Source organism: Rhizobium mesoamericanum STM3625, assembly GCF_000312665.1.
Taxonomy (GTDB): Bacteria; Pseudomonadota; Alphaproteobacteria; order Rhizobiales; family Rhizobiaceae; genus Rhizobium; species Rhizobium mesoamericanum.
Window position 1 is genome coordinate 26,753 of the sequence record NZ_HF536778.1, and the last position, 11,678, is coordinate 38,430.

General features: G+C 55.9%; 5 protein-coding genes and 7 pseudogenes. 3 read left to right on the forward strand and 9 right to left on the reverse strand.

Going from position 1 to position 11,678, the window contains the following annotated elements; translation table 11 throughout:
- The 4 genes and pseudogenes from BN77_RS32870 to BN77_RS28800 all read right to left on the reverse strand — a co-directional run.
- A pseudogene (locus BN77_RS32870) lies at positions 1 to 291 on the reverse strand (transposase); the annotation flags it as partial.
- 222 nt (positions 292 to 513) lie between these two features.
- Positions 514 to 1,644 carry an alanine racemase gene (gene alr, locus BN77_RS28790; RefSeq protein WP_007538951.1) on the reverse strand — a complete coding sequence of 377 codons (1,131 nt, stop codon included), beginning with the start codon at positions 1,642 to 1,644 and terminating at the stop codon, positions 514 to 516.
- A gap of 223 nt (positions 1,645 to 1,867) precedes the next feature.
- Positions 1,868 to 2,710, reverse strand: a complete 843-nt coding sequence (locus tag BN77_RS28795) for an aspartyl/asparaginyl beta-hydroxylase domain-containing protein (RefSeq protein ID WP_007538954.1) — start codon at positions 2,708 to 2,710, stop codon at positions 1,868 to 1,870.
- A 30-nt stretch (positions 2,711 to 2,740) separates the two neighbouring features.
- A complete protein-coding gene (locus BN77_RS28800) occupies positions 2,741 to 5,398 on the reverse strand; it encodes an AMP-binding protein (RefSeq protein ID WP_007538955.1) in 2,658 nt (885 codons plus the stop codon).
- 857 nt (positions 5,399 to 6,255) lie between these two features.
- Here BN77_RS28800 and BN77_RS28805 point away from each other — a divergent pair.
- Entirely contained in the window at positions 6,256 to 7,023 is a 768-nt protein-coding gene (locus tag BN77_RS28805) for a GntR family transcriptional regulator (protein WP_007538956.1), read from the forward strand.
- 154 nt (positions 7,024 to 7,177) lie between these two features.
- Here BN77_RS28805 and BN77_RS28810 read toward each other — a convergent pair whose 3' ends face one another.
- From BN77_RS28810 to BN77_RS28820, 3 genes and pseudogenes are all read right to left on the reverse strand, one after another.
- Positions 7,178 to 7,462, reverse strand: coding sequence for a hypothetical protein (locus tag BN77_RS28810; RefSeq protein WP_040679074.1), 285 nt, complete (start codon positions 7,460 to 7,462; stop codon positions 7,178 to 7,180).
- A gap of 125 nt (positions 7,463 to 7,587) precedes the next feature.
- Positions 7,588 to 8,425 (reverse strand): annotated as a pseudogene (locus BN77_RS28815) (IS91 family transposase); the annotation flags it as partial.
- Between the two features lie 7 nt (positions 8,426 to 8,432).
- Positions 8,433 to 9,300 (reverse strand): annotated as a pseudogene (locus BN77_RS28820) (tyrosine-type recombinase/integrase).
- A 76-nt stretch (positions 9,301 to 9,376) separates the two neighbouring features.
- Here BN77_RS28820 and BN77_RS35305 point away from each other — a divergent pair.
- Positions 9,377 to 9,548 (forward strand): annotated as a pseudogene (locus tag BN77_RS35305) (DUF6429 family protein); the annotation flags it as partial.
- Here BN77_RS35305 and tnpC read toward each other — a convergent pair.
- Positions 9,529 to 10,898 (reverse strand): annotated as a pseudogene (gene tnpC, locus BN77_RS32875) (IS66 family transposase); the annotation flags it as partial. The pseudogenes BN77_RS35305 and tnpC sit on opposite strands and share 20 nt — an antisense overlap.
- Positions 10,899 to 10,928: 30 nt before the next feature.
- Between tnpC and BN77_RS32880 the strand changes: the two are divergent.
- Positions 10,929 to 11,238 (forward strand): annotated as a pseudogene (locus BN77_RS32880) (IS66 family transposase); the annotation flags it as partial.
- On the opposite strand, the pseudogene BN77_RS28830 reads toward BN77_RS32880, so the two are convergent.
- A pseudogene (locus BN77_RS28830) lies at positions 11,235 to 11,442 on the reverse strand (DUF6429 family protein). The pseudogenes BN77_RS32880 and BN77_RS28830 overlap by 4 nt on opposite strands.
- Between the last annotated feature and the right edge of the window lie 236 nt (positions 11,443 to 11,678).

The following is an 11,678-nucleotide window of genomic DNA, read 5'->3' on the forward strand; positions in this document are numbered from 1 at the left end:
CGGTAGCCGTCTTCGGCTCCGTCGTAATCGCCAGTGGCACAAAGGCGGGTTCGATAGGCCCGTCCTCGATGGCGGGCATCAGTTCAGCAGGCAACGCCAGAAGACGTGCTTGTCGACGCCAGTCCGAAAGCTGATGCGCAGCGAGATTATAAAGACGCGCAACGTCAGCGACCCTAACTCCAGGCTGAAGGCTCTCCGCTACAATCCGGGCCTTCAGATCATTGGGCCATCGCCGGTTTTCACGACGGGCCTCTCAAAGCGCCCGACAAATCCATCACCGCCATCCGCCATTCCAAATCTCCAGCTCTTGCCGAAAACCTTCTGGCAGAAACCTCTTTGTTCAAGAACACGCGGAATCAATGGGATGGAGACGGCGCATACAACGAACCGGACAAGATCGGGTATTCGGCTTGAGCTGCACCTTGGCGTCGACTTGACCAGGTCGTCAACCGAGCGCGACGAGATGCCCTTCACATGGGCCTCCTGGAAGCGAGTGGGGTAGTTGCCTGTCGTCTACACTGCGCGATTTGTCAGGGACGCCGCAGATGGAAAGGAAGCATTCAGATATTGCCTTGTGCAACCGGCTCCAAGCCGCGTCAGCGCCTCCTGAGGACTAATGCCAGCGGCTGCTGCAAGGTCATCGACAGTGAAGTCTTTACCCAGCAATTCCACAAAGGTACCTGGACCACAAACTACCTCGGGAACGTCTGTTATATCTATCATTATGTATTCCATACATATTCTTCCGATTAGAGGAGCCGAATGTCCCGCAATTCGAACAGATATGTTATTCGCGCAGGTCCATGGAAGGCCATGCTTGTAGCCGATTCCGGCGATTGCTACGCGGCTGTTTCGGACGGTACGAAACGTCGCGCCGTATCCAACGGCCTCACCCCTCGGCACATTGTGCACATCAAGTATTTTCGCTCTCAGTTTGACAACGGATTGCAGCGGATTTGGCTGAACGCGAGCGTTATTGATCCCGTAGAGTGCCGAGCCCACCCGTACCATGTCAAAGTGGTACGACTTGCCTAACCACACACCGGCGGAGGCAGCGAGACTGCCGCGCGTGGGGTTAAGGAGATCATAGACTGCCTGAAAGCGATCTCTTTGCAATTTATTTGTCGCGTCCCCGAAGTGTTCGCTGCATGCAAGGTGGCTAAGTACGATCGAAGGGCGATGCTTCTCGAAGGTGCGCAGCAGATACCTGCGGCGCACATCGTCACAACTGAGCCCAAAGCGAGAGAATCCAGTCTCCACATTGAGAAAATATGTTTGCGCCTTATCTGCTATGTTGATGGCATGCAATTCGCCGCAATTATTCACGACAGGTATGAGGCGATGCGATCGATACCATCTGCCATATCTATCAAACTCATCGCGAAAAACGGCAATTGCAACTCCAATACGGGAAGACCTTAGAAGAAGTGCTTCATCAAGATTAGCGACGAAAAGCAGATCGCAGCCGGCATCTATGAGCGCCTTTGCAATGTCTACAAGACCAAGCCCATACGCGTCGCTTTTAATGACAGCGGCCACCTTTACTTGCGGCCCAACTTGGGTCGAGACAGTCTGGAAATTTGCTTGAATAGCCCCCAGATTGATTTCCAATACAACATCGGCAGGCCGTACTAGAGACAACATCTTCTATTCTCCCGAAGTGCCTGGGGTCCCGCTTCTTAGCAGCTTCGCGACGTGGCGTATTAAGAGTTAGAGATGCTGATGCGCGTCCCGGCAGCGGCACTTCACAAGGCTGCTCCCGCCGGAGCGATATGTTGGTTCAATCCATTCTGGAATAGGGCGTCCAACTCATCGCTCACGCAGATCGCCGTTGTCCCGATTATGGACAACTCAATCACGGCGCTCATCAATAAGCCATGACCTCGCCAGCTGCACGATCAATGAGATAAAACCGCTCAAGCCTGTCGGTTTTCTCTATAAGCGCTGGGTCGCCACGACGTCGGCATAATTCCTTCAGCCAGCCATACATTGCCTGGCAATCGACCTTGTAGAAGAAGTGAAGCTTCGCCAAAATAGAGACGATCTCTCGATAGTTGGCCTCACTGATAATTTCTGAAAGGCCTAGCACGCATTCGAGCGCTTCGTTGGACCATTCCTCTCGAGTATCAACCATAGAATTGCTTCCTAATGGTTGCTCGGTCTTGCGTACAACCTCTTCGGGAAGGCGAGTTCCCTGGAAGTCGACCATCAAATGCACTCGTGGCGTCGATGAGAAACACCCTGCGCTGTGAGGCACACTCGCATTGAGAAACCAGATCTCGCCTAGTCCCATGTGGTAGATTCTATCCTTTTCTGTATTCATACATCTCTCATTTGTGTCTAGAACCAAGTGCATTCTCGCGAACTTTGCATCAAGTTCCAGGTAATCACGGTGAGGAATAATGCAAGCGTTCTCCGATATACGTATGATTCTAGCGTAACGCATGGCGTTCGTATCAAAGTGGGTCTCCAGCAATTCGTTGAAATACGGTACGGATCGGCACAAAGGTGTCGCGACCGCCGGCGCGTCGTGGATGACCACAGTGTCCTCATCCTGCATCCCCGATCGGTTGCGCAGCATACAGGACTCCCACTTCCCGCAGGCGAAATCCGAATATGCGGTCGAGAACTTTGCGTTTGCTAACGTGGCTAGATCCGTTTCCAGCCGTCTTCGGTCAAACTCGACCATACCCAATATTCGCGTCGTCATTTTCAACCTCCGAATCTTCTGAGTTCCAAGTTAGGTGGTCCCTTGTTCGATCTCACCTATGGGATACACGCGTTGCGCTTCTTCCCGCGCCTCTTCTCCGAGAAAGCCATATGGTTCATCGCGCATTGCGGGAACCAACACTGCTTCCATATCTCGTACGTTGACCAGCTTTGCGTAGGTTCCCGCCAGTGTAAAGTCACGCGTAACGTCCTTCAGTTCCTGAACATCGCGAGCGACATTGCGTGCGAGAAACCTGTACTCTGGTCTTTCTGCGACATCGCGGACATAGACGGATGATGAGGCGCGAAGCGGCCCCGTGCCGAAGTCGACGACACCGTCAATGTCGATCGTCTTCATATATGGCACCCGGGCCAACATTTCGCAGCGGTGCACGTGCGTAGCAACCGACGTGCCGAGGCCCATGACAAGGCCTCCGGCCCGGCTAATAAACCCAAATATGGAATCGTCACCAAAAGGGGTGCATTGCCACCATTCAGTATCGCATAATTCACGCGTTCTCGGACCGGTCACAACCATCGAATAAGCGGGATGCCTGGTGCGCCCTGCTGGAAGCTCTCGCATCACAAGATCGGCCAACACCCCAGTTTCAGACTTCGTCTCCGTCCAGTGGAATCGCCGCGTGGCGCAATAGCTCAATGTGAACGCCGGGAGAATAACCGTAGACGACGTCGCGAGGCGCTCTATCGCCTCGATTAGATTGGATGCTATTTCATTCGCATTAACATTCCTCGTTGCTGCAAGCGATGAGTGCAGCACAATCATGCTGGGGCTCTGCGTTTCAATATATTCGATAATATACGCGAGCTCGTCTCGAACGTCGGCAGCCTGTCCGCTCTTGCCTGTGGCGCCCGCTTGCGATCCATTGCGATTGACCGGTTGGATTTCCATTGCCCACTCCTCCAGCGACAACTCTGGCTCTTGATAGACGTCTTTGCCGAACATGAGGCCAGTTTCGGCCAATTTGACCTGTATCTCCAGGAACTTCAGCGAATCAATGTCACATTCGTGAGCTTTCGAACTGGGTGATACCCAACTACCTGTGACGGCGTTTATAGCTTTCAGCAAATGGTCCAATGGTGACACCGTTTCCTTCTCGGCCTGGGGTGGGGCACGCTTCACGTTCGCCTTGAGCGCCTTCTTGGCAGTTCTCTCCAGAGCACGTAGGTCGAGTTTTCCATTGGCAGTGAAAGGAAGCGCGCCAAGAGGCACAACGAGGCTCGGAACACGATCGCTCGGCAGCGCATCCGAAAGCCGCCGGCGAAGTTCATCCACGTCGGCGCTCACAGGGGTCACCATGCAGACCAACTCCTGGCCCATGTCGTCGTCCTTGTCTATCACTACCACTGCTGAGTCCGCACATAGGCCCGTCCGATCGATCGCGCTGGCAATTTCCCCTTTCTCGAGTCGAATTCCTCGATACTTGGTCTGATCATCCATTCTTCCGAGAATTCGCAATCCATGTTCTTCCGATGCCACGACATGGTCACCGGTGCGATAGAGCACTTGTTCGCCATTGGTTGTCATGTATGGCACGAAGTGCATTTTCGATTGGCATTCGTCAGCCACATAGCGTTCGGACGTCTGCACGCCTCCCACCCAGAGCTCGCCCTCGGCTTCAAGCCCCACGTTGCATTGGTTCTTATCCAGAACGAAGAAATCGATGTTGCACGCTGGTTTACCGGTGAACATCGGGAAGTCTGCATCACCACGAGCGCAATAGTGGTAATTCACGGCGACACAGCATTCGGTTGGCCCATAGCTGTTTATGAGCGTCGTGTTGGGAAGAATTGAGTAAAATCGCCGCCTAATTGAGTCCGGCAAGGGCTCGCCGCCGCTGATTACATACTTGAGATCGATGAACCGCTCCGCCACGGAGGGCAGACGTTCGAGAGTTCCAAGGAAGCGTCGCAGCAGTGTCGGAACCATCTGAATAGCATTCGTGCTGCTTTGAATTAGGAACTCGGTTGTTTGAATGATCTGCGTTCCCAGTTGCGTAGTGGGCAAGACAATCGTTCCGCCGGTCGCAAACGGTACGAAGAACTCGGGGATCGAGAAATCGAATGCTGGCCGCGAAAGCTGCGCGATGCTGGCGCTGTCCGAGAAATCAATCATGTCGATATACCAGTCGACCAAATTCAGGAGAGCCGCTTGGGAAACTGGTACCCCCTTCGGGATTCCAGTGCTCCCGGAGGTGTGCATGATGTACGCGATGTTTGCGAGCTCTGAGTTTATGCCGTTCCGCGTGCGAATTTGCTCGACGCGAAGCCACCCATTTGAATCATGGCTGACAATGGCACTGGCGTTCGTTTTGGAAATTATATGGCTCAGCCGCTCGGCCGATTCCGAAGGATCAACAGGCACGAAAGCAACGCCGAGCATTTGGGTGGCAAGGATGGTCGCAACTAAATCGATTGATCGGGGCAGTTTGACAACGACGGCATCTCCAGCACGAACCCCAATGGCCTCAAAATGTGCCTTAAGACGGGTCGCGGACGTCTCCAACTCGGCGTAGCTTGCATCCCCATTCTGTGTACGGACAGCGGTGTTCGCCGAAAATTTATGCAAAGTCCGGGCGATAACTTCGGGGATATTGTCGTTGCCAAAACGCAAGGGGCGGCGCAAACCGGAAAGTGTCGGTATCAAAGTATGCGTCGTAGATGTTTTCATTATTGCGCTTCCTTTAGCCCTGTGGCCGGGTTTCCTCGCCCTTTAAGGCGGGAGAAACACCCTATTGAGCGCCCGCCAGAGGCCTGCGTTTTCCGCGACTCGCGGCCATCATCGTTATTATCGTCGCCCACAAGGAGATCCTTATGAATCCATCCAAGACAGTGAACGTACTTTTGCAAGCTCAGACAATTGGCGTTCGTCAAACTCTCTCGCAAAGTACATATTGAGATTATCCTGGTATCGCGATCTGCGATGTAAATTATTTGTATAGTTTGCCTAACAGAAGTGTGAAAACTGATACGCCTTATCAGTTTTGAGTGACTCTCTTCACAAAAGCCAGGCCACTGTATTGTGCGATTCTTCGTTTTGCAGCAGGCAGGTTGTCGGCGTTCACAAGACGTCGACATCTGACATCAAAGCCGCTGATTCCAGATTGACATCAAGCTGCGGAGAGTTGAGTTCATGTCAAGCATGCAGCCGCGTCTCGTACGTTGTGCATGGTCTCTCATCCAAACGAAGGAAAATTCGCCCAAGCGGCGAGGCTCCTGCGGCAAGGGCAGCCGCCGCGACTTCAACTTCCGCGCCACAAGTCAGATCTGATCACCGGCAAACTGCAATGATCCAGCAAAAGACACCCTGCAACCGACGCCGTTGTGGGATTTGTCGGATCCGCAACACATTAGTGCGCAGCATATGCCCCATCCTGTCGATTACCAAGTGATAGAAAACCAAGTAAAAGAAAACCTTTGTGAGCTTCGCTGCGGAAGTGGCACGATTTTTGATCGTGCCACCTTGTGAGATGGTGGGAAGGCGACGTTCGCAAATTGTTATCTGTTACTGCGCCACAGGATAGGTAAGTGGCGAGGCAGGAGGCGTTCGAAGCTCGGCCATCTTGCGCCCAAGCCACCATGGCTTTCAAGTCATCTCCGGAAGTGATTGACAACATGCTCGAACGGCAGAACCAGTGCACAAAGTACCGCCTTAAACGGCAGAGCCTACCTGGGGCACTGGCAGAGTCATTGCGCGAACGCATTCTCAATGGGGAATTTGAGGATGGTGAGCCGCTCGTCCAAGAAGCAATCGCAGCCGAATATGATTGCAGCCGAATGCCTGTGCGCGAAGCATTTCGCCAATTGGAAGCAGCCGGACTGATTGTGTCGAAGATTCATAAGGGTGCGATTGTTACGTCACTGCCAGCAGAACAAATCATGGAACTGTTCGAGCTCCGGGCAATACTGGAGTGCGACATTCTCGTCCATTCTGTGAGCCGAATGGCGGACGAACAATTGGCTCGCTCAGAGCGAATACTGGAGGAACTCGAAGCAGCCTACCACAAGAGGGACATTGGGAAGATGGGCGCTCTGAACTGGGAATTCCACCGTAGTCTCTACCTACCAGCGGAGCGCGCTCAGACTTTAGCGCTTATCCAAGGCATAAATGTCCAGACCGAGCGCTACATTAGACTTCATCGGCTTCCGACCTCTGGTTTCAAAGACGCAGAGCGCGAACATCGACAAATTCTAACTATGTCCAAATTCCGTGACCCCGACGTCATAGAGGTGATGAGAGGGCACATCATCCGAACAGGTCATAGTCTCGTCGAAGCCCTCCGATGCACTGAGTGATGCATCGGCTTGCCCTACGGTATGTATGTATCCATCCGAGCAAGGCCGCGGATTTTGGGCATCGCGCGTGGTAACATCGCTTCATGGAGATCGATGAGGACAAAATCGACGACGCAGTTGTCAGGCGAAATGAGAAACTGACCCCCATATTGCCTCACCGGTAGATGTTACCGAACGTAGCAGGCTTCGGGATGCCCGCGTCACCTGCCGCCGCGGCGGCAGGTGACGCGGGCAAGCTCTTGATCCAGCCACCATCCAAGATGACCAAACCAGCCATTTCCATGCGCCAGGTCTTTACCAGCCGTTGCACCATTCTGATATTCTTTGCTTTGAAGCGAGCCGGATCGATCTCAGTCAAGCGTTGCAGCACACCGGCTGCCGAGAGAGCTGGCTCGTCCTTCAGCCATTCCTTGATCTGCGCCTCGAAAGGCTCGTACATGCTGGTCTTTTGGGCCAGAATTTGGTCCGTCGATAGGGTCGCCGATGCGTTGGTCTTCTCTCGCCATTCTTCCAGGCAATCTTTAGATTTGCGGCGAAGCGCTGGAGATCGACAACAACGGGCCGCACCGCGCCATCCCCGATTTCGACGAGGCGGTTGTTGGAGATGGCAACGCGGTGCGTGTAGAGCCACCGACGTAATCGAGCACCTGCTCGGGTCCGGCGAACGGCGGCTTGGCGTAGCCACCCAGTCGGTCTTTCGCAGGGGCGCCAGATAGCGCCGGAAGGCTTTGCACTCGTTGAGGTGCTGCAAGGTGGTGAAGAACTGCAGCTTGCCCGCGTCGAAGGCCTTCTCCAGGAGCTGCAGGAACGAGCGGCGGAACAGGCGTGAGAGCACGCGGACCGGCAGGAAAAACCCAGGCTTGCAAGCGATCCATCGCGTGCCGTCCGGCGAAAACCCGCCGCGTGGGACGACGCAATGTAGGTGGGGATGGTGCAGCAGATTTTGCCCCCATGTGTGCAGGACGGCGAAGAAACCGATCTCGGCGCCGAGATGTTTGGGGTCGGCGGCGATGGTGCGCAGCGTCTCGGCGATGGCCCGGAACAGCAGACCGTAGACGAGCGCCTTGTTCTGGTAGGCGATGGCCGCAATGGCCTTCGGCAGCGTGAAGACGACGTGAAAGTACTGAGTGTCGAGCATCTCGGCGCGACGATCCTCCAGCCATTGCGCCCGGGTCAGCGATTGCCAGCGGGGACAATGCCTGTCGCGGCAGCTGTTGAAGGCGATGCGCCGGTGGCCGCATTGATCGCGCGCTTCGACGTGCCCACCCGGCGCGCTGGTGCGGCACAACTCGATCGCCGTCATGACGCAGCGCTGCGCAGTGGACAAGGATGTGTGCTGGGCACGATAGGTCTCGCCGTGGCGACGGAATATATCCGCCACTTGCGGCCCCGAACGGGCCATCGGGAGATCAGAAATACTCCGGCTTGGCGGGCGGGGTCGGCGCCGGACGCGGCAATAGCTCAAAAGGGGCTCGCCGTAGCGCAGACCTTGTTGGTGGCGATGCGTAGATAATGGGCGGTGGTCGCGAGGCTGCGGTGACCTAGCAGCAACTGAATGGTGCGCACGTCGGCGCCAGCCTTGAGAAGATGGACGGCGAAGGCGTGCCGCAAGCTGTACGGTGTCACCGGTTTGGACAAGCCGGAAAGAATTTGCGCTTTTGCGCAGGCTTGTCCAACTGCATCCCTGCTGATCTGGTGGTCGATGCCATCGCCAGGGAAAAGCCATTCCTTCGGCCGCCGCATCTTCCAGTAAGCGCGCAGGATCTCCAGGAGCTTGGGCGACAGCATCACATAGCGGTCCTTCTGGCCCTCGACACGGACGACCATTCTCTGGCTGTCGATGTCGGTGGGCTTCAGCTGCACCGCTTCCGAAATGCGCAGACCGGCGGCGTAGCAGGTGGTCAGGATGGCGTGGTGTTTGAGATCGGCCACGCAGCCGAGAAAGTGCCGTACTTCATCCGGACTTAGGATGACCGGCAGCTTCTGCGGCTTGTTGGGAAGCGGCAATACTTCTGCAGGCACCCAATCCCTCTCGAGCGTGCCATTGAAGAAAAAGCGCAATGCCGAAACGGCGATATGGATTGAGGTAGGCGCCAGCTTCTTCTCGTTGGCCAGATAGACCGGATACGTCCGAATATCCTCACGGCCGAGCAAGTCCGGCGACTTGCCGAAGTATCGTGCGAATAGCGACACCTGCCGCAGATATGAGAGCTGGGTATTGAGCGAAAAATTGCGCATTTGCATGTCTTCGCTCATGCGCTGGCGAAGTGGGGTCATGACGAGCTCCTAGTCGGGGCTCCTGCTGAATACGTGACCTTCTTTGCCGCTCCGGCGTAGCGGAGCGGGTTAGTCCAACGAGTGTTGCGCCTGGACAGGATTTCGACGGGGCAACGACGGATCGGCTTCACAAGAAGGGCATGATCGGCGACCCAGTCAACAAGTCGAAGTCATTGATCCTGACCGATGAAGGCTTGGAGTGTTCGGAGGCGTTGTTCCGGAAGCTGTTTACGCGGCCGCCGCAATAGCCATCCCTTTGTGTGTCTTCCATTGCCAAGGCAGTAGTTCGTGCAGGCGGGAGACGGGAAGATCGGCGATACGGGCCAGGACGTCGGCGAGCCATGCTTTCGGATCGACGTTGTTGAAACGGCAGGTCGTGATGAAGGTGAGCATGATGGCGGCACGATCGCCCAAGCTGAGAACCGGCAAACGTCCAGTTGCGGCGACCGAGTGCAATTCCTCTGAGCGCGCGCGCCGCGGCGTTGTTCGTCGGACAAACCCGGCCATCTTTCAGGAAATGGGCAAAGCCATCCCAGCGCTTCAGAATTTAATCGATCGGCTCGACGACCTCGGAGGATCTGCTGAGCGTAGCGCGCTCCCATTTCAGCCACTCGTGCATGTCGTCGGCAGCGGCTTGCTCTTTTCCTGCCGTGCCACCAGTCGTTCCTCGGCGCTCAATCCATTGATCTGGCCCTCGATCTCAAACAGCGCATCGTACCGTAGATCGGCTTGCCTCTCCGTTTGCGGTCACGGGCACTTTTCTGGATATCAGCCAGTTCAAAGAATTTACGCCGCGCATGCGCATGCGCATGGCAAAGGGCAAAGGTGATCGGCACTGCTTTCTTCTCGGCGACACTGAGTGGCTCGAAGCCATTGTATCAATCGCTCTGCAGAATGCCGCCATACCCGGCCAGATGTCTCTGCGGATGCTCACCGCGGCGGTCGCTCGACGCATAGTGTATGGCCGCCGGCGCTGCCGCACCTCCGTGGGGCCGGTCATCGCATACGTAAGTCCATATTCGCCAGGTCGTACATTTGCCTTTAGCGTGGATGGGAATGGTGGTGTCGTCGCCGTGAAGGCGCTCGGCGGCAAAGACATGCTTCTCGATCAGATCAAAGATCGGCATGAGGGCGGCTGTTCCATACCCGACCTGGTCGGCCAGCGTCGAAGTCGAAAGCTCGATGCCCTCGCATTTGAACCGGGTGCTTTGGCGGTTGAGAGGGCTGTGCATACCGAAACTTATCGAACAGGATCGTTGCCAGCAGATGAGGGCCGATGAAGCCGCGCGGCGTGGCATGGAACGGCGCCGGCGGCTGGCTGATCGCCTCGCAGTCACGGCAGGTAAATTTCTCCCGCACCGTCTCGATCACTTTGAGCCGGCGCGGAATCTCCTCCAGCGTCTCGGTGGCGGCGTGGTGATCGATCCTCCAGCCACCTAAGCTCGATATCCTCCGGCCAGGGCTTTCGCACCGGCCGTCCTCGCCCAGTGTCGACAGGCGCGAACCACCGCAACATGCCGTTTGCGCGTGAACGAACGCACGCTTGAGATCCTGGCAGCCGCCGCCTATGCCGCAAGCTCATCCTCTGCTGCAGCCACGGGTTGCGGCAGGAGCGCGAAGGCTTGTAGCGATCCTCGTCCGTGCTTGAGCCGATCAACTACATGCTGTCGCGCTGGGAAGACTTTGCCAGATACGCCGATGACAGCAGGATTTGCATGACGAATAATGCGGCGGAAAGAGCGATGCGCGGCGTGGCCCGCGGCAGAAAAAAATTGGAGCTTCGCCGGTTCTGATCGCGGCGCAGACCGGACTGCCATTATGCTCACCTTCATCACGACCTGCCGTTTCATCGATGTCGATCCGAAGGCCTGGCTTGCCGACGTGCTGGCCCGCATCGCCGATCTGCCCATCTCCCGCCTGCACGAGTTGTTGCTTTAGGAGTGGAAGAGGATCAAGGCGACGGCGATACCGGGCGTAAACAGCTTCTGAAAAAGCTCCTCCGAGCGGTGCAGACCTTCATGCGTCAGGACTAACGACTTCGACTTGTTCACCGGATCGCCGATCAAACCTTTCTGATGCAAGCGATTTGTCGTCGCCTGGTCAAAGCCCTTCCAAGCGTAGTGATCGTTGTGAAAGCGTCAGTCAGAGCAGCGCCAATACAGCATCGTCGATCTCCATCCCCTCACGTTACCACGCGCGAGCGAAAAAGTCCGGCGGCCACCTCGGATGGATACTGTTGAGTGCTGCTTTTCGAGACTCAAGTAGTGCCGAAGGTCGCTACGCTTCGAAAAACTCGGCGAAGACTACCTGGCAGTCACTATCGCAGCAATCGTCCTATGGATCGGATAACTGTCCACATCTCCTAGTCACCTGGAACT

Bases quoted from the DNA above. Each gene is read 5' to 3' on its own strand.
- BN77_RS28810 (WP_040679074.1), bottom strand. From the start codon at position 7,462: ATGTACGAGCCTTTCGAGGCGCAGATCAAGGAATGGCTGAAGGACGAG.
- alr (WP_007538951.1), bottom strand. From the start codon at position 1,644: ATGTTGTCTCTAGTACGGCCTGCCGATGTTGTATTGGAAATCAATCTG.
- BN77_RS28795 (WP_007538954.1), bottom strand. From the start codon at position 2,710: ATGACGACGCGAATATTGGGTATGGTCGAGTTTGACCGAAGACGGCTG.
- BN77_RS28800 (WP_007538955.1), bottom strand. From the start codon at position 5,398: ATGAAAACATCTACGACGCATACTTTGATACCGACACTTTCCGGTTTG.